This is a genomic window from Inquilinus sp. KBS0705 (genome assembly GCA_005938025.2).
In the GTDB taxonomy this organism is placed as follows: domain Bacteria; phylum Bacteroidota; class Bacteroidia; order Sphingobacteriales; family Sphingobacteriaceae; genus Mucilaginibacter.
The window spans coordinates 2,442,042-2,464,369 of sequence record VCCI02000001.1 but is presented as its reverse complement, the minus strand read 5'-3'; the positions used below and the strand labels follow the sequence as shown (position 1 = coordinate 2,464,369).

Genomic DNA, 22,328 nt, shown 5'->3' with positions numbered 1-22,328 from the left:
AGCTCATTCTTGTGTAGGTGCCGAATTGCAATAGGAGTATATTTTTAAAATTTTCCCGTCACCGTCAAATTCGTAAACATCGCAGGAGTGTACAATATTCACTGTCTTCGAGTCGCGTATAAATTCAGCCCTGCCATAAATGGCCACTTTATCGCCGTCGGCAATAATGCCAAACATTTCAAATTTGGTAGTAAGCGATTTAAAATATTCAGCTACCGAGCTGCAAAACTTTAACACATTGTCTTTGCCATTTATAACCATCTTCTCTTCATAAATGGTCCATTCAACTGTTTCAGCTATATAGTCAACAACCTCGTCGAATTTACCGCCGGAGAATAACTCAACTACTTCTTTTTGGGTTTTCATCGTTTTATTTTGATAGATAAAGCTACTTACATAAAGGGTCTTTAACAAAAAAGGCTTCACAATTTGCGAAGCCTTTTTTGTTTGTTTAGTATTTAAGCAGGAAGTATCCTGTAACGCGTTTAAGCTCGCCTTTGTCCTTATATTCCAACAGGTAATAATAGGTGCCCGGTTTTTGCATAGCCTGGGTAGTGCTGGCATGCCCGTCGAATACTTTAGCCTGGTTGTCATAGCCTTGTATCTCAAACAAGCTGCTGCCATTTATATCCATTATCATTAACCGATTATCCGGGTAGTTGTCAATACCCTCAATTGTGAGCACATCGTTTATTCCATCACCATTTGGCGACATGGCTTTGCTTACTACCGGCGGCGGTAACACCTGTGTAAACGGCTGGTTAAGCGGTTGCTCTTCGATTGTTTTAACAGTTGCCGCTGTAACCGTTAACTTACCTGCAACGTAGGTGAAGCTGTAATTGGCTGCGGTTGCGCCGCTGGCGGTAATTGCGTAAGTGCCCACTTTAGACCCGATAACAGCAGGGGTAACCAGTTTTGGCTGTGCCGTAAGCACAGTTTTGGTTTCGTTGTTAACAAAGCCGGTAATGGTGGCGGTTAATACGGGGTTGGCTGTACCTGCTTTTTTGGTTTTATTATCGGCAGTTACTGTTAGTACAGCTTTGTTTATAGTTATAGCTGTTACAGTGTTTGCAGCAAGGTAATTGGCGTTACCCACCTGGCTGATTACAATGTTTGCCTGCCCGGTGCCCACAATATGCAGCTTGCCCCCCACAATGGTGACAATTTTAGGGTTGGAGCTTATGAGGGTTATAGGCAATCCTGTAGATACAGTTGCCGGGATAAAGTCGGCGTTGCCATAAGTGTGCGTGGCGGTGGCAAATGTAAATACCTGCGGCCCTTTGTTAATTGTAACTTTTTGACTTACGCTTTTTGCAGCGGTATACTTATTAGCTATACCCGGCTGGCTCGCTGTAATAGTAGATGTGCCCGGTGCAACAATATGCAGTTTGCCGCTAACTACACTGACAACCTTAGGTGCCGAGCTTACATAAGTTATTGGCAAGCCTGATGATACGGTAGCCGGCGAAAAATCGGCATCGCCATAGGCTTTTGTTGTTGTAGCAAAGGTGATGGTTTGCGCCGCCACGGTTACGGTAACCTTTTGTGTTACGGCCTTGGCTGCAAGGTATTGGTCTTTAATACCCGGCTGACTGGCCGTAATGTTAGCTACACCAATACCCACTATATGCAGCTTGCCGCTCACTACAGTAATAGCATTAGTGTTTGAACTGGTGTAAGTAACAGGTAAGCTTGATGATACGGTAGCCGGCGAAAAATCAGCATCGCCAAAAGCCTTGGTAGTGGCCGCAAAGGTGATGCTTTGCGTAGCGATAGCTACAGTGACTTTTTGAATTACCGGCTTAGCAGCGCTGTATTGGTTTTTAATACCCGGCTGGCTGGCTGTTATGGTAGCTGTGCCAATGCCCATAACATGCAGTTTGCCGTTTAACACACTAATAACTTTAGGAGCTGAGCTTACATAAGTTATCGGTAGGCCCGATGATACGGTAGCAGGTGAAAAATCAGCATCGCCAAAGCTTTTTGTTATTGGGGTAAAGGTGATGGTTTGCGAGGCAATTTGCACGGTAACCGAGCGGGTTACCGTTACCGCTTCGCGGAAATTAGTGTTGCCCGGCTGGCTGGCTGCTATGTTAGCGGTACCAATGCCTACAATATGTAATTTGCCATTTGCTACACTTACCACTTTAGCATCAGATGTGCTGTAATTTACTGCCAGTCCCGATGACGCTGTTGCAGGCGAGAAATCGGCGTCACCAAAGCTTTTGGTAACATTGGCAAAGGTGATGCTTTGTTCGGCTTTTACCCTTGATACTATTACCGTGTAAGTTTTTTGCGTTTTACCATCCTTAGCGGTTACTACAGTGGTGATAGTGTTTGGGCCTATAGCTAAAGCTATATTGTCGGATGTGCCTGTATATACTTTACCGTTAACCGTAACCTTTGAATTAGCATCGCTTGCAGTGAAATGCACTGATGTAGCTGCCACTGTATTAGGTACGGTAGCAGTATAACTGGTTGTAGCAGCGCCAAACTCGGGCGTAAAGGATACATTGGTTAACGATAACGACGCCAGGTTGGCATTGTTTACCACCGGCGCGCTGCGGGTTACCACCACCTTATAGGTTTTGGTGGTGCCGTCTTTAGCAGTTACCACCATGGTAATAGTGTTGTTACCACTAACCAAAGGAATATCTGCCGATGCAACACCCGACTTAGTGCTTTTACCATTTACTTTAATTGTCGAGCTAACCTCGCTTGCAAAAGGGGTAACGTTAATAGACGACACCAGATCGGTAACGGTAGCGGTGTAGTTGGCAGTGGTTTTTACAAATGCCGGGCTAAGTGTGCCGCTGCTTAAGGTTAAGCCAGATAATGTGGCATTGCCCGGTGCTAACCGTGTTACTACAACGGTGTATGTGCTGGTGGTTTCGCCATCGGGCGCGGTAACTATAGCGGTAAATGTGTTTTGCCCTACCGTTAGGTCCAGATCACCCGACGAGCCCTCGCCTGTCACCGTTTCACCATTTAATGAAATGGTAGCGTCCGAATGGCTGGCAATGGCTGCAAAAGAGATAGTGCTAACGTTATTTGCCACAGTGGCGGTGTAGGTTTTATGTCCGCTTTCAAACTCAGGCGATAACTCACCTGCACTAAGCGTTAAGCTGGAAAGTGTCGCATCTGACGACTGCGGCCTGTTTACGGTGATGGTATAAGTGTTTTGCGTTCCATCCTGTGCGGTAACAGTAATGTTCATGTTGTTATCGCCAAAGTCCAATGGTATATCTTCCGATTGTTCGCCGGATGTTATTTCATTATCATTAATGGTAACAAATGCCGATGCGCTGTTAGTCGTTGGGGTGATGTTGATAGATGATGTAGTATCGCTTACAGCAACAGTGTATTCTAAGCCATCCGGTGTAAATGCAGGCGATAGTTCTCCGGTGCTCACCGCTAAACTGTTCAAAGTAGCATCTGACGACTGCGGCCTGTTTACCGTAATAGTGTATGTGTTTTGCGTTCCATCCTGTGCGGTAACAGTAATGTTCATGTTGTTATCGCCAAAGTCCAATGGTATATCTTCCGATTGTTCGCCGGATGTTATTTCATTATCATTAATGGTAACAAATGCCGATGCGCTGTTAGCCGTTGGGGTGATGTTGATAGATGATGTAGTATCGCTTACAGCAACAGTGTATTCTAAGCCATCCGGTGTAAATGCAGGCGATAGTTCACCGGTGCTCACCGCCAAACTACTTAAGGTAGCATCAGATGACTGCGGTCTGTTCACCGTAACGGTATAAGTATTTGGTGTACCATCCTGTGCGGTAACAGTAATGTTGATATAGTTATCGCCAAAGTCCAGCGGGATGTCTTCCGATTGTTCGCCGGATTTTACTTCAGTATCATTAACAGTAATAACTGCTGATGGGCTGTTAGCCGTTGGGGTGATATGGATGGCTGATGTGGTATCGCTAACAGCAAGTGTATATTCCAAACCGTCTGGCGTAAATGCAGGTGATAGTTCTCCGGTGCTCACCGCCAAACTACTTAAGGTAGCATCAGATGACTGCGGTCTGTTCACCGTAATGGTATAAGTATTCGGTGTACCGTCCTGCGCGGTAACGTTAATAGTGACACTGTTATCGCCAAAATCAAGCGGTACAGTAATGGGAGCAGTGCCGGGCGTAATTGTAGAGTCGTTAACGGTTACGGTTGCATTGGCATCGGTAGCAACAGGGGTTACATTAACCGAGCTGATATCAGTGCCAACCGATGCATTATATTCGTTGGTATACGGGTCAAAGGCAGGGTCTAAATCGCCGCTGCTAAAAGTTAAGCTGCTTAGGGTAGCATCCGACGATTGCGCACGCGTAACGGTTATGGTATAATCATTAATAGTGGTACCATCCTGCGCTGTAACGCTTATAGTAATGGTATTGTCCCCAATAATTAAAGGTACGGCAACTGCCGAACCATCTGAAGGGGCTGCGCTGCCGTTTATTTTAACGGTGGCGTTAGGGTCGGTTACCTGCTGGGTTATATTAACTGATGCAATATCATTTGTAACGGATGCGGTGTAAGCTGTAGTACCGGCATCAAATCCGGGGTCAATGTCTGCACCATCTATGGCCAAACTACTTAAAGTGGCATCTGTAGCAGGAGCTTTTGTAACTACCAGGCTATACGTTTGTTTGGTTGTGCCATTGGCTGCGGTTACCACTATATAGAAAGTATTAGTGCCAATATTAAGCGAAAGGTCTGCTGACGATTCGCCCGCAGCTACGCTTGCATCGTTAACGGTAACCGTTGCGTCGGTATCAGTCGTAGTCGGGGTTATAGTTACTGATGATACCGTAGCATCAACGGTTGCCGCATAGCTTGTGGTGGCCGGGTCAAAAGCCGGGTCAATATCGGCAGCGCTAAGGGCCAGGCTGCTTAAGGTAGCGTCGGATGATTTTGCACGCGTTACCACAACCGTATAATTGCGGATGGTGGTGCCGTTTTGTGCGGTTACGGTAACAGTGATCGTATTATCGCCAATATCTAAAGGTATATCTGCTGATGCCTCGCCGGACGTTACCGCGTCGCCATTTACCGTTACCGAAGCCAGTATGTTAGCCAATGTAGGCTTTATAGTAACAGATTCGGTTTCGTGGCTTACATGCGCGGCATAGGTTAGTGTATTAGTTGCAAATACCGGCGATAGGGTAGCGCCGCTTACAGCAAGGTTGCTTAACCTGGCGTTGGCCGATGCCCCCCTTGTAATGGTTACGGTATAATTGTTTACGGTACTGCCATCTTGTGCGGTTACTGCCACGTTTATAGCATTGTCGCCTACTTCTAAGGGGATATCAACAGATGATTGGCCCGATGTTACGGCTTCGTCGTTAACAGTTACAGTAGCATTGGCATCATTTACGGTTGGCACAATATGCGCAAGGCTTGTTCCAAAGGTAACAGATGCGGTATAGTCAAGTGTAGCGGCATTAAAGGATGGCGATAGCGTTAGGCCGGTAGCAAGCAGGTTGCTTAAGGTAGCATCTGTTGATGGCTGGCGCGTTACAGTAATAGTGTAAGTGTTGGTAGTAGTGCCATCCTGCGCGGTAACTATCACATTAAATGTATTATCGCCAAGGCTAAGTGGTAAGCTTGCCGATGCATGCCCCGATAATATGGTATTACCATTAATGGCAACAGTAGCATTGGCATCAGTTAGCGTTGGTGTAATGGTAGTAGTAGTTACGCCATAGGCAACTGTAGCGGTATAATCAGTAGTACCACTGTCAAATACAGGGTCCAGATCGGTGCCGGCGGCTGTTAAATTGCTTAATGTAGCATCGGTGTTGTACGGCCTTGTTATGCCGATGGTATAGCTGTTGGTGGTAGTGCCATCCTGGGCGGTAACAATAACGGTGATGGTGTTATTGCCATACAGCAGCGAAATTGCCGAAGATGCGCTGCCCGAAGCAACGGTGGTACCATTAACGGTAATGGTTGCATCAGGGTCAGTTTTAGTTGGGGTTATAGTAACAGATGTGGCCGTATAATCTACAGTAGCGGTATATGTATTAGTCGACGGGTCGAAAGGCGAATCAAGGTCGATACCGCTTACAGTCAGGCTGCTTAACGTGGCATCTGTAGATTTTAAGCGGGTTACGGTTGTGATATATGTGGCCAGTGTAACACCATCTTGTGCGGTTACCCTTGTCCTGATAATGTTATCGCCATACACCAATGATATAGCAGCCGATTCGGTGCCCGAGATCACGGCAGCGCCTTTTATCCTGATGGTGGCGTTTGTATTGGTTGTGGTAGGCGTAACAGTTATTGATGTTACAGTATGGTCTACCGTGCTGGTATAGGTAGTAGTTGCAGGGTCAAAATCAGGGCTAAGATCTGCGCCGCTAAATATTAGGCTGCTTAAAGTTGCATCTGTTGATTTTACCCGGTTGATGTGTACGGTGTAGGTGGTTACGGTGATGCCATCAAGCGCGGTAACTTTTATAGTAATGGCATTATTACCAAATGCGAGTGGTATAGTGGCCGTGCTTTCGCCCGCCGCTACTGTTACGTTATTTACCTTAACTGTTGCGTCGGCATCGGTTACCGCAGGTGTAACCACTACCGAGGATATACTGCCATCCACCGTAGCCGAATAACTGGTGGTACCGCCATCAAAATCGGGGCTAAGGGTTACATCACTGATGCTAAGGCTTTGCAGCGTAGCATTTGATGATGGCTGCCTGGTAACATGTATACTATAGCTATTGGTAGTGCTGCCATCAGATGCGGTTACTGTTACGGTTATCAGGTTATCGCCATATACCAGGGCAATATCGCCCGATGGACTGCCCGATGAGGTGCCGGCATCGTTTACAGTAACCGTTGCGTTAGGGTCGCTTAGGGTTGGGGTAACATTGATGCTGGTAACATCGTTACCAACCGAAGCTGTGTATGCATTGGTTTCGGCATTAAAAGATGGGCTTAAACTTGCCGCACTCAGCTCCAGGTTGCTTAAGGTGGCATCTGACGATGGCGCCCTGGTAATATCAATGGTATAGCTGTTGGTGGTAGTGCCGTCCTGCGCGGTTACAGCTACGGTAAAAGTGTTATCGCCATAAACAAGCGGTAACTCATCAGATGCCGTACCCGAATTTACGTTTACACCATTTATGGTAACAGTAGCGTTTGAGTTATTAACTGTAGGTGTAATGCTAATTACCGATACTGTGTTAGTTACCGAAGCACTGTAAGTATTGGTGCCGCTATCAAAAACGGGGCTCAGATCGGCGCCATTTACTACTAAGTGGCCTAAGGTGGCATCGCTCGAAAGGGAACGCGTAACGGTTACTGTATAATTGTTGATAGTAATTCCATCTTGTGCGGTGACTTTTATGTTGATGAGATTATCGCCAAAGGCTAAAGCAATACTGCCCGACGCATGGCCCGACAACACCGTTGCATTATTTACTTTAATTACCGCGTTGGCATTGCCTGCTGTTGGTGTTATACTTACCGACGATATACCGGCATCTACAGTAGCGGTATAATCGGTAGACCCACTATCAAATCCCGGGCTGATGTTTGTGCCGCTTACTACCAAGTTACTTAAAGTGGCATCGGCAGATTTTGGGCGGGTAACTGTAATGGTATAATTGATAATGGTAGTACCATCCTGCGCGGTAACTTTTACCGTGATAACATTATTACCAAAGGCCAAGGCAATATTGCCCGATGCGTGGCCCGATGCTACAGTTACGTTGTTTACCTTAATGGTAGCGCCTGCATTAGTGGTGGTGGGTGTAATAGTAACCGACGATACGGCCGGGTCTACAGATGCGGTATAGTTAGTGGTAGCTGCATCAAATTCATTATCAAGATCGGCGGTGTTTACCACTAAATTGCTTAGGGTAGCATCAGCAGATTTTGGCCTGTTAATATGTATTACGTAATTTTTAATAGTGGTACCATCCTGTGCAGTGACTTTTACAGTGATGGTATTGGCGCCAAAAGCCAGCAGAATATTACCCGATGTTGTACCTGATGCTAAAGTGATGTTATTTACCTTAACAGTGGCATTAGTTTCGTTAACGGTTGGTGTTACCGTAACTGATGTGACAGATGGATCTACAGTGGCTGTATAGTCAGTAGTTGCGGCGTCAAACTCAGGGCTGATATCCGCACCATTTACCACCAAACTGCTTAGAGTAGCATCGGTGGCTTTTAACCGGGTAATGTGTATAATATAATTTTTAATGGTGGTGCCATCCTGCGCAGTAACCTTTACAGTAATAGTATTATCGCCAAATGCTAATGTTAGGTTGCCGGTAGTTGCACCCGATGCAAGGCTTACATTGTTTACTTTTATAGTAGCATTTTCTTCGGTAACGGAGGCACTTAAGGTAACTGATGCTACAGTTGGGTCGACAGTTGCAGTGTATGATGTAATAGCGCCATTAAAGTCGGGGTTAACATCCGCGCCGGTTACTGTTAAACTGCCTAATGTGGCGTCAGTAGCTTTTAGGCGGGTAAGGTGTACAATATAATTAATAATGGTGGTGCCATCTTCGGCCTTTGCTTGTACAGTGATGGTATTATCGCCATAAACCAGCGTAATATCATCCGATGCATCGCCCGAGCCAACAGTTGTTCCATTTACTTTAACCGTAGCGTTTTCATCATTGGTAGTAGGAGTAACTGCAATGGTGGTAATGGTATGGTCTACAGTGGCGGTATAGTTGTGTGTGCCGGCCGAAAATACCGGCGAAAGGCTGCCATCGCTTAGGCTTAAGTCGCTTAAAGTAGCATCTGCAGATACCTGTGCAAACGCCGGCACGCTAAACAGCAAAGCCGCAATAACCAATAATACACTTTGAATTTTGTGGGTAAATATTCTTTTCATAGAATGCGGGTTGTGATCAGTTGTTAGTTGTGATCAAACACATATCGCATCCTAATAAATTAGAAAGACGGCCGAAGGCTATATGTAGCTTTCAGTCAGGGTGATAGGGCTTAACCAATATTTAAATTAGACCGTGAATATAACATATTTACTATTTATTAAATATTATATAATAAAAAACATTTTAGCTGTTTTTTGGCGGTATTATGTTGTTTGGCACCCTCGTTTTACTTATTAAGCAATAATATTATAAATATTAAAAAGTCCATAAAAAATAAAAGCCTCCCGGTATGCCGGGAGGCTTTTATTTTGATGTTTAAGCAGGCGGTTAAGATCCGCTTTTTTCTTGCGCTTGCTTTACAGCCAATTCTACCTTATCGGTAGCAAACTGTTTAGCCTTGTCAAACCACTCAGGTGCATCCTCGGTGATATCATCAAGGATAGAACGGCCGTTAGGACCTTTTTTAGTGATATAGTTTATCCCGTACCCTATGGCTGCGCCAACTGCTATAAATTTTAATAATCCCATGATCGTTGTTTTTTAGGTAAATATTATACCTGTATAAATGCAAGTATAGTGCCAATAGTTGGGGTAGGAAGGAGATTATTTAAGATTAAATTACGCGGGTAACTCACCGAAGCGACGCTTCGCTGGCCGACCCTCTCTCCGCTGCGCGGAAAGAGTGTGCAAGAAAAGAAAAAAGCTCCCCCTCTTTACGTTAGTCAACGGAGAGAGGGGCAGGGGGTGAGTCAACTCGCTGCGCGGACATTACCGCCCATACAATCGCTACTCATATCGGTTAACTAATATAATCGTATCTTAAAAAAATATTATCTAAGGCGATAATAAAAGCCAGTTATACAATTTTCAAAAACCTAAACCTTAGTATTGGGTTGTAAGGTGTTTAAACATATTTGTCAGATACATGGAAAATTTTACGATGCTGCAGTTTTTTGAATGGTATTCGCCGGGCGATGGCGGTTTGTACGACCATTTAAAGAACGAATCGGGCAGATTAAAAAATATAGGTATCGATGCGGTTTGGTTGCCACCTGCTTATAAAGGTGGGGCCGGCGGCTACTCGGTAGGGTATGATGTCTATGATATATATGACCTGGGCGAATTTGACCAAAAAGGGACGGTGCGTACCAAGTATGGCACCAAACAGCAGCTGATAGATGCCATACAAGCCGCAAAAGGCGCCGGTGTTGCCGTTTACATGGATGTGGTATTGAACCACATGGGCGGCGCCGATGAAACCGAAAAGGTTACCGTACGCAAAGTAAACCCCGATAACCGCAACGAATTTATAAGCGAACCTTACGAGATAGAGGCTTTTACCAAATTCACTTTTCCCGGGCGTAATGGCGTGTATTCGCAGTTTGTGTGGGACTGGCAGTGCTTCTCGGGTATAGACCATGATGCCGCCACCGGCGAGAATGCTATCTACAGCATTCAAAACCAATACGGCGAGGCATGGGAGGATGTGGTAGGTACCGAGAACGGCAATTTTGACTACCTGATGCTGGATGATATTGATACCCGCAACCCTGCTGTGCGCGAAGAGCTGAAACGCTGGGGGAAATGGTTTTACGATACCCTGCAGTTTGATGGCATGCGCCTGGATGCGATCAAGCATATCTCTTACGATTTTTATAACGACTGGCTGGACCACCTGCGCGCCGAAACCGGGCAGGAGTTGTTTACCGTCGGCGAATACTGGAGCTACAGCGTAGATTTATTGCAGGAGTACATTGAAGCCACTGGAGGCCGTATGTCGTTGTTTGATGCGCCGCTGCATAATAACCTGCACGAGGCGTCGGTACAAGGTGACGATTATGATTTGACCAAAATATTTGATAACACGTTGGTAGCAGCCAACCCGTCAAGGGCGGTAACACTGGTTGAGAACCACGACACCCAACCCCTGCAATCGCTTACCCAACCGGTTGAGCCCTGGTTCAAACCGCTGGCCTACGCCTTGATACTACTGCGCGAACATGGCTACCCATGTGTGTTTTACGCCGATATGTATGGCACTAAGTATACAGATAAGGGTGACGACGGACAAGAACATGAAGTGATATTAGAACCTGTTGCCGAGTTGGAATCGCTACTGTTTACACGCAAGCATTTGGCCTACGGGGCACAGCGCGAATACCTCGACCACCCCAATTGCATCGGCTGGACCCGCGAGGGCGATGACGAACACGAGAACTCGGGCTGCGCGGTGGTTATCTCAAACGGAGAAGAAGGTAACAAAAATATGGAGGTCGGTCAGCGCCACGCCGGTAAAGTATTCGTTGATTACCTGAACAAGCACGACGCCGAGGTTATCATCAACCAAGAGGGCTGGGGCGAGTTTTTTGTTCGTGCCGGGTCGGTATCGGTTTGGGCGTTAAAGTATTAAGCATTATGCCGACACTTTTGGACTTTTCCTCTTAAATATTTTGAGACATTCTTTAAGTAAGGCATCACCAATTTGTAGTCCAATCCAGTTTGCGCCACTAATCATGGAAAGAATAAAAGGGCTGAATATTATTACAATAATAAAACCTTTAAGGCCGTATGTAGGGGTATTGTTAAAATTAACCGGGACTAAATGAAAAAGTGCTAGCACTCCTTCTAAAACAGATAGCGGAGCAATGATAAATAAATAGGTTAAAAAAAGTCTTTTGAATTTGTAAGACCTTTCATCATGCCAAAACATTTTATATATAAGATCACCTAAATTTAAAATTGTCCAGTTTAAAATTGAGAGCACAAGTCCTCCAATTAGTATATAGCACAACGAAAATGCAAACCCCATGGATCCGCTGTAAGTTTGTCCTTCATAATTAAATGGAAGTATGTTAAATATGAAGGACAAACTTATAGGTAAGGTAAAAGGAATTCCGGTTAAAGTGTATACTAAGAAAAGCTTTTTAAAGCTGTAATTATTTTCTGTCATAATTAAGGAATAGGTCTAGCTAAATTAATAATAACTATTTATAACACGTAATATTCCCAGCAGATTACTATGTTTTATTTATATTTTAGGGCAGGATATGCCATCTCACCATATCCTGCCTTATAAATGAAAATACCATCACTGTTGCTCCTGCTGCTTGTACTTACGCTTGGTTTTAACAATTGCGCGGCTCAAGGCCAAACTACCAGCCCCAGGTTTAAGGTAATAGCACTGTACGAAAACGGCGGTCACCACGTAGCATACTCTAAAGCTGCTAAAGTTTGGCTTAATCAGCTGGCTGCCGATAGTAATTTCAGTATCGATTATATCAACAATACCGATAATATAGATAGTGCTTTCTTATCCCGATACAACCTGTTTATCCAGTTAGATTACCCACCCTACGCCTGGGAAGACAAGGCGGTAACAGCCTTTCAAAACTATATTACCAAAGGCTATGGCGGTTGGATAGGTTTTCATCACGCCACCCTGCTGGGTGAGTTTGATGGTTACCCCCTTTGGCAATGGTTCTCGGGTTTTATGGGCGACATTCAGTATAAAAATTATATAGCCACCTTCGCGGCAGCAAAAGTGAATGTAGAGGATAAAGCGCACCCGGTAATGAAAGGTGTACCTGCCAGTTTCGGCATTAAACAGGAGGAGTGGTACACCTACGATAAAAGTCCCCGCCCAAATGTAAAGGTACTGGCCAGTGTGGATGAGGATACCTACACCCCAAACTCAGATATCAAAATGGGCGACCACCCCGTAGTTTGGACCAACCTCAATGTAAAAGCCCGCAACGTTTATATTTTTATGGGCCACTCCCCAATTTTGTTTGACGATACTGCCTACAAAACCATTTTTAGGAATGCTATTTTTTGGGCGGCCAAAAAATAGCTCCGCTTTTATATGCCTGTTGTTTGTTTTTTTAGATATTTTTGGGAAAACATAAGTGCTAAGCACGCATAACTCAACTAAAACATGATCACATCCTTAGTAACCGGCGGCGCCGGATTTATTGGCTCGCACGTAGCTAAACACTGTTTAAACCTGGGCCACAAAGTAATCGTACTCGACGACCTTAGCGGTGGTTTTGAAGACCACGTACCCGCCGGTGTTGAGTTTATAAAAGGGTCTATAAATGATGTGGAGTTATTAGAAAAACTGTTTGCCGAGCATAAATTTGATTATGTATACCACCTGGCTGCATATGCCGCCGAGGGACTTTCGCACTTTATACGCAGGTTTAATTATAATAACAACCTTATAGGGTCGGTAAACCTTATTAACCTATCGGTTTTGTATAAGGTAAAATGCTTTGTATTTACCTCGTCAATTGCTGTTTATGGCGCAGGTCAATTACCGATGTTAGAGAGCATGGTACCCCAGCCCGAAGACCCTTACGGGGTAGCTAAATACGCTGTAGAGATGGACCTGAAAGCCGCACACCATATGTTTGGCTTAAACTCGGTTATATTCCGCCCGCATAATGTTTATGGCGAAAACCAAAACATTGGCGATAAATACCGTAACGTGATAGGTATTTTTATGAACCAGATAATGCAGCAAAAACCCATGACCATATTTGGCGATGGCGAGCAAACACGCGCCTTTAGCTACATTGACGATGTTGCGCCGCATATTGCCAATTGTATAAATGTGCCCGCTGCCTATAACCAGGTATTTAACGTAGGTGCCGATAAGCCTTACACCGTTAACGAATTGGTACAGGTAGTAGCTAAAGAGTTAGGCGTAGAGCCCATTGTAACACACTTGGAAGCCCGTAAAGAGGTTTTACACGCACACAGCGACCACTCTAAAGCGGCCGGCGTATTTGGCAAAAGCCTTAATGTAAGCCTGCAGGATGGTATTGCAAAAATGGCCGCATGGGCCAAAGTGGTAGGCTCGCGCGCGAGTGCCGAGTTTGAGAACATCGAGATAGAAGAAAACCTGCCACAAGGCTGGACCAAGAAATAAAAAACCATAACAAATGCCGAAAACATTGTAGCTTTTTCGGTAAACATTTATATTTTTGCAGCAAACAAATAAATAATGGAACCATCATCAACAGAAAACGCTAATTCAGAAAGCCACTACAAAATATTAGTAGTTTATATTATTATTGGTTTAGTAGGTTGTTACCTGCGCTTTGCCGAGTTCCCTCATGCTACTTTGATATCTAACCTTATTTTATTGGTAGCATCTTTCCTTGCGTTAAAAGCCGTTTTTGGAATATTGAAATAATACTGAAAAGAATTTTATAAACAAAAAGCGCTTGGGTTTACCTAAGCGCTTTTTTTATGCGGTCATCATTGGTTTTTGGGTCGGTATTTAGATTCATTTAGTATCCTCTGCGCATCATTATCAACCATTAGCTGTTGCAGGGTAACATCGGGGTGCTTATCCATATATTGCCTTACAATTTGCCAGCCTGTCCAAATACCCAGCTTAGGTGCCGAATCGTTCTTGTCGCCCAAGCCGGGGGTAAAAGGGGCCTCATTCAAATATTTGGTTATCTTTTGGTAGTCTGTTTCGTAAAGCAGGTTCTCCTCTAAAAAATATCCCCAAATATTGCCTTTAAAGCTCTCGCACCATTTCATTTGCTCAGGCGTATAGCCAACTTTTAACGAGTCGGGCACATCGGGCAGCACCTGGTCCATAAAGTACAATATTTTCCCGTTGTATATCATCTTGCTTAGCAGTGATGTGTTTTTCTCACTCTCAGGGAACATATCCTCGCGGGCTATATCCTCAACCACACGTGGGGTAATGTTTTCGGGGGTAAAGCGGCGCGATATATAGTGCGGAAAGCCTTCGATAAGTGCCGGGTAAAACCTGGAATCGGCCCCCAAAAAAAGATCGAGCCCGATGCCTATATAACCATCGCCTATGGTAGTTTGCGCCTGGAAACCCGAAAAATAGGCGTAAACCTTGGGCATGTTCTTTTTAGGGTAATAGTACTTAATACGCCTGAAAGCGTCCGTCAGCTCGGCGTTTTGCTTATCCATATTAGGGTAGGCGGCATCCACATCGTGTTTAAGGTCGGCGTAGGCTTTATCAGCAAAAATAGCCCTTAGCCGGGTAAAATAAGCCGTATCGCGCGCCGATCCGGCCTTTAATACCCTTTCAATAAAATCAGTATAAAATGGGCCGTATTTTTTGAGTAAAAACCCCGCCTGCTCGTCCATGGGCTTTACCCTAAGCGAGTCAAAGTCGGCGTCAAAGCGTTCTACCTTAACATCAACCGCTATGTTGCTTACATCTATCTTTTTACTGCGGGTGCAGGCTGTAAACAACAGGCCTACCATAATAGTTATGTAAATAAGTTGGTTTTTGGCAGAATTAGCGCTCATTTTTATCGTTTTAGCAAAAATAATTTTTTTATTTGCATTAACGCCAAAGCATACCACGTTATAAACTTATGAAGATCGCATTAGCCCAGCTTAATTACCATGTAGGTAATTTTGAATCGAACACCAATAAAATTATAAGCAGTATAAAACAGGCTAATCAAAACGGCGCCGACCTGGTAGTTTTTGCCGAATTGTGTGTTTGCGGCTACCCGGCGCGCGACTTTTTAGAATTTGAAGAATTTATAAGCTTATGTGATGATGCAGCTAAAACCATAGCTGCCGAGTGTATGGATATAGCCTGTATTATAGGCCTGCCGACGCCAAACAATAACAGTGAGGGTAAGGACCTTAATAATTCGGCCTATTTCATCGAGAACGGCGTGGTAAGGGCCATTGTAAATAAGGCGCTGTTGCCTAACTACGATATTTTTGACGAGTACCGCTACTTTGAGCCATCTACCCAGTTTAATTGTATTGATTTTAAGGGAAAACGTATAGCGCTTACCATTTGCGAGGATTTATGGAACACCATAGAAAATCCGCTTTATATTACCCGCCCAATGGATACGCTGATAAAGCAAAACCCTGATGTGATGATAAACATTGCCGCGTCGCCGTTTGCTTATAACCACGATGAAGAGCGTATTGCTATTTTAAGTGACAATGCCGGCAGATATAATTTGCCCCTGTTGTATGTAAACCATGTAGGTGCCCAAACCGAGTTGATATTTGACGGTGGATCGCTGGTGTTTGATAGTGCAGGTAAGCTGATAGACGAGCTACCGTATTTTGAAGAACATACCGCCTATTACACCCTGCAGGATAATAATGAACTAACATTTGAACACGCCACTACAGCTAAGCCCGAAAGGCAAAGCGATATTGAACAAATACACCAGGGCCTTATTTTAGGCATACGCGATTATTTTTATAAATCGGGTTTTAAACAGGCCATACTCGGCCTTTCGGGCGGAATAGATTCGGCTGTGGTATGCGCACTGGCTGCCGAGGCCTTGGGTGCCCAAAATGTAATGGCGGTATTGCTGCCTTCAAAATTCTCCAGTACGCACTCGTTAAAAGATGCCGAGGACTTGGTGAGTAATCTGGGCTGCAAATCGGAAACGGTGGCTATAGCCAAAATTACCCAGGCCTTTGAAGATGCTTTGCAACCGCAATTTAGCGGCTTAACCTTTAACATAGCCGAAGAAAATATACAATCGCGCAGTAGGGCGGTATTACTAATGGCCATGTGCAATAAGTTTGGTTACATATTGCTAAATACCTCAAATAAAAGCGAGGCAGCTGTAGGTTATGGTACCTTATATGGCGATATGTGCGGCGGGATATCAGTAATAGGTGATGTTTTTAAAACTCAGGTTTTTGAATTGGCCCGTTACCTAAACCGCGACAGAGAGATCATCCCCGAAAATACCATAGTTAAACCACCATCGGCCGAATTAAGGCCCGACCAGAAGGACACCGACTCGTTACCCGAGTACGATATATTGGATGCTATATTAGAGCAGTATATTGTACACCGCCGCTCATCGGCCGAAATTATTAAACAAGGTTTTGATGAGGCTGTAGTGCGCAAGGTATTAAGGCTGGTAAACATTGCCGAGCATAAACGCTACCAAACCCCGCCAATATTAAGGGTATCGCCAAAGGCATTTGGTATGGGGCGGCGTATGCCAATAGTAGGCAAGTATCTATCATGAATTCAGGCCGATAAAATAAATTTGCTGTTTAACAGTTTAGCATTAAACCTTTGTTAAAAGGTTAGTCTAAGAGCTATAAAATATAATGGTGAGGATATGAAAAAGTATATTCATTTAATGCTGGCAGCGGTAATTTTATCGGCAATGTCGGCCTGCAGCAGTTATAATTATTATACCGCTGCACAAAACAAAACCAACCTTACAGCTTATCGCACTTTTGCGATAGCACCCGTTCAAAAAAATCCAAATAAACAGTGGCGACCGTTAGACGAAATTGGTAACGGTAAATTACAGGAAGCCGCCAAGCAGGCCTTAACAACCAAAGGCTTAACCCTTACCAATCAAAACCCCGATTTGTTGGTTAGCTACGCTACAGTAACAGGCCGTGGTACAAAAACAGAGTTTTATACACCGTATTATGGTGGGTTTTATGGTGGTTGGGGTTATGGCTGGTACCGCCCTTATTGGGGCTTTGGCTATGGTTGGGGCCCGGGTTATGGCTGGGGACCAGGATGGGCACAAAAGGTACATTACAAAGAGGGTACTGTAATTATAGACCTGATAGATGCCAGAACCAACCAAATTGTATGGCGCGGCTATGGTGTTGGCGAATTGCATAACCCAAAACAAACCATGAAAGATTTGCCTAAAGTAGTTGAAGGTATTATTAATCAGCTACAGTTAACCACCCCGCCTGTTAAGTCATAAAAAAAAGCTCCTGGTTTTTTACCAGGAGCTTTTTCAAATAATATAAAGCCTTTTTTGCCTATGCAGAAAGGGCTTTTTGCTTGTTATGCAAGCGGTAAGTACCGTATATAACAGCACCAATAACTAATACATATACCCAGGTATCAAGCGGTACGTCGCAACCTGTAGTAGGCGCATCCGGGTCGTCGCCGGGCAATCCCGGGCCGTCGGCACAATCCTGGCTAAAAGCCGTTATGCTTACAAATAGTAGTAATAATAGTATACTTAACGTTCTCTTAAATTTCATCCTCAAATCTCTTCGTTAATTTTTTATAAACTTGCCATTGCCTACAAGTGCTTTAGTGGTATTGTTTACTACCTGTACAAAGTATGTACCCGGTTTTAAAGTGGTTACCGTACTTTGCCATAAGGTAGTGTTTATAATTCCGGTACGTACCAATGTTCCATTACCGCTTGTTACCCTAAACGTGTACGATTTGGCATTTACCTGGGCAACTACCGCTACGTTTACAACAGTACTTACCGGGTTAGGGTATACACTAACATTGCTGCCAGTTGAATTTACCTGTTTGGCAAATACAAGCAGTTTATTAGCCGAATAGGTGGTATTACCGTTGGCGTCATCTATTTTTAAGCGATAGTAGTTTTTGCCTACTAACGGAAACCGGTCTACAATATAATATTTACTTTTTGCGCTTGATATTACACTGCTAATAACATCCCATGTTTTGCCGGCGTTTGTACTTCTTTCAATAGTAAAGGTAGTACCCGATCCTTCGTACTGCGTTGTCCATATCAGTTGTGCACCTGTTGATAGCGCATTAGCTGTAAAGTCTACCAGTTTTGGGGTGGCAACTTTAGTCGGGCGTATAACCAAGCTAAACCTTTTCGATCCGTAGCTGGTGGTATCGGCTATATTGGCGTTAAAATTATATGTTTTATTGTTCCGTATATCTAACGAATCTTTGCGCCATTTATCAATTAACCAAATACCATAGGTGGCAGGTATATTTTTAAGCTCGGTAAGCTTTAACTGATAGATGCCTGTGGCGCCTATTTTTACGGTTAGCGGTATGGCGTAAGCTTTGGTTGGATAAGCCATTTGGTTAATAGCAAGTTCTCTGTTATCGCTTGATCGTGTAGCTATACTAACGCTGTTATTGCCTCGCAGGTATTCGGCATCTTCGTTAACTACAAATTGTGGTTTAGCCCCGCTTTTAAAAAATATTAAAGCATCTTCTTTGTTATTAGCATCCAATACCAACTGTATGCGCATGTATTGCAACGCAGGTGCAGCGGTAGCTGTGGCGGCGGCTATTGCTGCCGGCGTAGCCATTAATGCTTGTGGCTTAATTTGTTCTGCTATAGTGTTATCACTATTTTCGGGCGCCGACATTAATAAGTTAGCAACAGGTACCTGGGTATTTACTTTTGCAGCTTCGGTGAAAGTTAATGTAGGGCTGGTACCGCTTGCTCTTACAAAAAAGCCTTGTCCGCTGGGTATAATATTAGCACCTGTACCATTAAAATTTGTACCTGTACCGCTACTGCCTTTAATATAGGTGGCATATACTTTTAATGTAGGGTTATATATATATATAGTATTTGAAATGTTAACACCTGTTATGTTAGTGCCAAATTTATCCCAGTCTATTGAACTTGCATAAGGGTTACCTACTAAATTATAGCCGCGTACTGCAGTATTAAGTGTTGCTGATGTATACAATAAACCGGCTGAACCTGCCGTACCGGCTGCGGTACTTGTCCAATGATTTACAGCAACGTTGCCCTGGTTTAGGTAGCCAGTAACAGTAAATGTAGCCGTTTGGGCAACAGCTGCCGTGTTAGTAGTAGCGTTTGATGCCCTGTTCCCTCTAAAAAAGAATAAAAAGCCATTACCCGCCGGTAATGTATTGGTAGTAGCATCGCCATCAATGGTAAAATTAAAAAGGCTGCTATTATTTATTTTGCCAACACCTCTAAAATTACCCGATAAAAACGTTGAGTAGTTAGGGGCCATATTTTCGCGGTAAAAATATAGCGTTGGGTTGCCGGCAACATCAAAGCCATTGGTACTGCCTGTAGTACCGGTGGTGTACGCTGATGCCACGATGTACGATAAATTTGGAAGGATACGGCTGCTGCTGGAAACCGAAACCGGGGATGATAATAATCGATAACCCCGGCTATACGACTGGCCGCCTGTAAAATAACGCTCTACGCTAACGTTACCTGTAATGCTTGAGGTGGCAGGTATTGCTGCAATAGTAGCAGATCCGCTTGCATCAGATTTTAGCGTTAAAGTGCCGCTGTTGCTGATAACTGTAGATGCACCAAGCGTAAGCACAGCTGTTGATGCAATTGTAGATGTGCTTCCGGAAGCCAGGCTTAATGTGCCGCCTGTGATTGTCGGGCTTACATTTGCCCCTATAATAAGCCCGGTGTTTGAAGTTAGAACGATGCCGCTATTGATGGTAAGGCTCGGAGAACTACCCGAAAATGTAAGGCTACCAATTGTTGTATTTGATGTTATGGCAGGGTAATAGGTAAGTCCGCCGGGAATAACAATATCCGATCCGGAAGTAGGACTTGCAAAATTGGACCAATTACTTGTAGTAGTGTAGGCTGTGTTATTAGCGCCGCCTGTCCAGATAAAGGTTGTAGATGGCGGGAAGTTTAATGTAGCACCTGTAATTGCTGCAGGAGGGTTATACTCGCTGTAAGGCGATCCAAAAACAACTGCCGATGGCGTTGCTGAGCCCGTTACAAAACTGTAATTTGAGGTAGCGGGTGCCCCCGAGTTATTGTATACCTTTACATCAACCACCAGGAAAAAATACCGGGTATTGTTATTAAAAGTTAAGCCTAAAGCCGTGGAATTACCAATATTGGCGTTGCTGCTACCGCCGGTGGCAACTGCACCAAGCGAGTTAGAAAGGTCGCCGGTAGAAAAAACATTGTCTGTAGATTCGACAAGGCGGCCGTTTGTAAAAAACAGGTTTTCGTTACCTGTTCCAAATGCCATGTTAAATTTATCAATGGTAACAGCACCGAAAGCTTGCACCTGGAAACCAAATACGGCTATATTGGTGGTACCAGGCGATATGGATGTAGTAATATTATTACTTGCTGCAGAATTTAACCCGGTTAGTACAATACCGGGAGCGGGTATGGTAAATACGGTGCTGCCTGTAGTAGTAAAATTATTATAAACTGAAGCTATTGGGCTACTTTGTACAACCGCATTTTGCGATTGAGCAGCGCCAAAACTAAAGGCCACACTCTGTGAAGGCGAAATAGCACCTATGTTGTCTGCTACCAAAAAGTAATAGCGTGTTTGCCCTGAGGTAAAGGTATTTTGGGCAGTAAGGGTAACGTTGGCATAACCCCCGCTAAAACTAACTGTACCGGCAAGTGTTTTGGTGCCGGTTGCATAAGTATTGGTGGTGTTGTAGTATAATTTTGCGTTTCCAAAATAAGTACTAACGTTTGTATTGGTACTATTAATATTAAACTGCGAAACAGTAATAGCTGCGCTTGAATTAACACTGAAACCAAACATAACAATATCTGTTTGTGCCAGTGTAACTGTACCGCTTGATATACCGCCTGTAAGATTGCTTATTGTAACGTTTGAAGTGTTTAGATTATATGTATTACCCTGTGCGGTAAACGTATTATACGTGGCACTTGTTGATGTTGTTATCGCTGCGCTGCTTTGGGCATCCTGAAAAGATAATTGCAGGTCCTGCGGTAAACTGCCGGTAAAACTGGTGTTGGCATAAACCCAATAATATTTAGTTGCACCGGCGCCAATCGTCTCTGTAAGGCTGCTGAAGGTTACATATGGACTACTTGCGGCAGTAGATCCTGTAGCAGTAGAACTTGCCGGGAAAGTGTTGGTTGTATTAGCGTATAGCCTGATTGTTGTTAAATATTTTGACAAGTCTGAAACCGAACTATTTACTTTAAAGCTGTTTATAGTTATACTTGAACCTGTATTATTGGTGACACTATATTGAAAAAGCTTCAAGTTGCTTGCACCTGATAGCAGTGCCCCTGAAGCCTGCACATCAGTTGTGAGATTTGTTACTGTTAATGCAGGTGTTGTTCCTGCGTTTATATTGTAGCCTACGCCACTGTAAAAAGCAGTATTATAAGTGGTGCCGCTAACATCAGTTGCCAGGGTTGAACCATAACTAATAACAAATTGGTTATATCCGGTGCCAGCAATATCAGCAACTAAATAGTAGTAATAAGTTGTGTTTGTTAGTGTTTCGGTAAAACCATCTATTGTAACGTTTGTGCCACTAAAGGTTACGTTACCCACCTTTGCACCACTGCTGCTATACCCGGAAGTTGTAGTGCGGTAAAGTGTGCCGTTGGTAAAATTTGTAGTGCTGTTATTTGAAGTTGTAAAAGTAAATTTATTGAAGGTTTTGCTGCCGCCGGATACTTGCACAGTAAAACCGAATAATACAGGATGTGCCCCAACGTTTATGGGGTTAGAGGATAATGTTCCGCTAAAGGCTGATAAGGTAACCGTTTGCGCAAAGGTATTTTGCCCTAAAAAACAAAAGGTAATAAGTAGCGCTAATAAGAATTTAGGTAATAAGTTTTTCAATGCCGTAAAATTAACCGGGGTGTTATACTTATATAACACAAAAATAATGCAAATGCTAATAAATCAAGGTATTATTGTTGATATAATGCAGTATTGCATGCAAAT

General features: G+C 43.9%; 13 protein-coding genes. 6 read left to right on the top strand and 7 right to left on the bottom strand.

Translation table 11 applies throughout. The features are described 5' to 3' along the window. Positions 1–3 precede the first annotated feature (3 nt). The 3 genes from FFF34_010935 to FFF34_010925 all read right to left on the bottom strand — a co-directional run bounded on the left by FFF34_010935 (position 4) and on the right by FFF34_010925 (position 9,395). Entirely contained in the window at positions 4–564 is a 561-nt protein-coding gene (locus tag FFF34_010935) for a nuclear transport factor 2 family protein (protein TSD67874.1), read from the bottom strand. Beyond that, positions 452–8,866: a T9SS type B sorting domain-containing protein gene (locus tag FFF34_010930; GenBank protein ID TSD67873.1), complete on the bottom strand. Its 8,415-nt coding sequence runs from the start codon at positions 8,864–8,866 to the stop codon at positions 452–454. Before FFF34_010930 ends, FFF34_010935 begins: the two co-directional genes overlap by 113 nt. A 328-nt stretch (positions 8,867–9,194) precedes the next feature. Beyond that, complete coding sequence (locus FFF34_010925; GenBank protein ID TSD67872.1) at positions 9,195–9,395, bottom strand: YtxH domain-containing protein; 201 nt, start codon at positions 9,393–9,395, stop codon at positions 9,195–9,197. Positions 9,396–9,792: 397 nt separating this feature from the next. Here FFF34_010925 and FFF34_010920 point away from each other — a divergent pair, with 397 nt between their 5' ends. Next, positions 9,793–11,277 carry an alpha-amylase gene (locus FFF34_010920; protein ID TSD67871.1) on the top strand — a complete coding sequence of 495 codons (1,485 nt, stop codon included), beginning with the start codon at positions 9,793–9,795 and terminating at the stop codon, positions 11,275–11,277. A 3-nt stretch (positions 11,278–11,280) separates the two neighbouring features. Here the strand turns inward: FFF34_010920 and FFF34_010915 are convergent, their stop codons facing one another. Further along, positions 11,281–11,817 carry a hypothetical protein gene (locus FFF34_010915; protein TSD67870.1) on the bottom strand — a complete coding sequence of 179 codons (537 nt, stop codon included), beginning with the start codon at positions 11,815–11,817 and terminating at the stop codon, positions 11,281–11,283. Between the two features lie 126 nt (positions 11,818–11,943). On the opposite strand from FFF34_010915, the gene FFF34_010910 reads away from it, so the two are divergent. The 3 genes from FFF34_010910 (at position 11,944) to FFF34_010900 (ending at position 14,064) form a co-directional block, all read left to right on the top strand. After that, positions 11,944–12,717 (top strand): ThuA domain-containing protein, encoded by a 774-nt coding sequence (locus FFF34_010910; GenBank protein ID TSD67869.1) that lies wholly within the window; start codon positions 11,944–11,946, stop codon positions 12,715–12,717. Positions 12,718–12,801: 84 nt separating this feature from the next. After that, positions 12,802–13,797: an NAD-dependent epimerase/dehydratase family protein gene (locus tag FFF34_010905; protein TSD67868.1), complete on the top strand. Its 996-nt coding sequence runs from the start codon at positions 12,802–12,804 to the stop codon at positions 13,795–13,797. A gap of 75 nt (positions 13,798–13,872) precedes the next feature. Beyond that, on the top strand, positions 13,873–14,064 hold the full coding sequence (locus tag FFF34_010900) for a hypothetical protein (protein ID TSD67867.1): 192 nt from the start codon (positions 13,873–13,875) through the stop codon (positions 14,062–14,064). 65 nt (positions 14,065–14,129) lie between these two features. Here the strand turns inward: FFF34_010900 and gldB are convergent, their stop codons facing one another. After that, positions 14,130–15,173, bottom strand: coding sequence for a gliding motility lipoprotein GldB (gene gldB, locus FFF34_010895; protein TSD67866.1), 1,044 nt, complete (start codon positions 15,171–15,173; stop codon positions 14,130–14,132). Between the two features lie 68 nt (positions 15,174–15,241). On the opposite strand from gldB, the gene FFF34_010890 reads away from it, so the two are divergent. Next, the gene (locus FFF34_010890) at positions 15,242–16,891 is read left to right on the top strand and encodes an NAD+ synthase (protein TSD67865.1); all 1,650 of its coding nucleotides are present in this window, start codon (positions 15,242–15,244) and stop codon (positions 16,889–16,891) included. Positions 16,892–16,987: 96 nt separating this feature from the next. Continuing rightward, positions 16,988–17,599 carry a DUF4136 domain-containing protein gene (locus tag FFF34_010885; GenBank protein ID TSD67864.1) on the top strand — a complete coding sequence of 204 codons (612 nt, stop codon included), beginning with the start codon at positions 16,988–16,990 and terminating at the stop codon, positions 17,597–17,599. Positions 17,600–17,657: 58 nt separating this feature from the next. Here the strand turns inward: FFF34_010885 and FFF34_010880 are convergent, their stop codons facing one another. Then, the gene (locus FFF34_010880) at positions 17,658–17,885 is read right to left on the bottom strand and encodes a hypothetical protein (GenBank protein TSD67863.1); all 228 of its coding nucleotides are present in this window, start codon (positions 17,883–17,885) and stop codon (positions 17,658–17,660) included. Positions 17,886–17,900: 15 nt separating this feature from the next. Continuing rightward, a complete protein-coding gene (locus tag FFF34_010875; protein ID TSD67862.1) occupies positions 17,901–22,223 on the bottom strand; it encodes a hypothetical protein in 4,323 nt (1,440 codons plus the stop codon). Positions 22,224–22,328 lie beyond the last annotated feature (105 nt).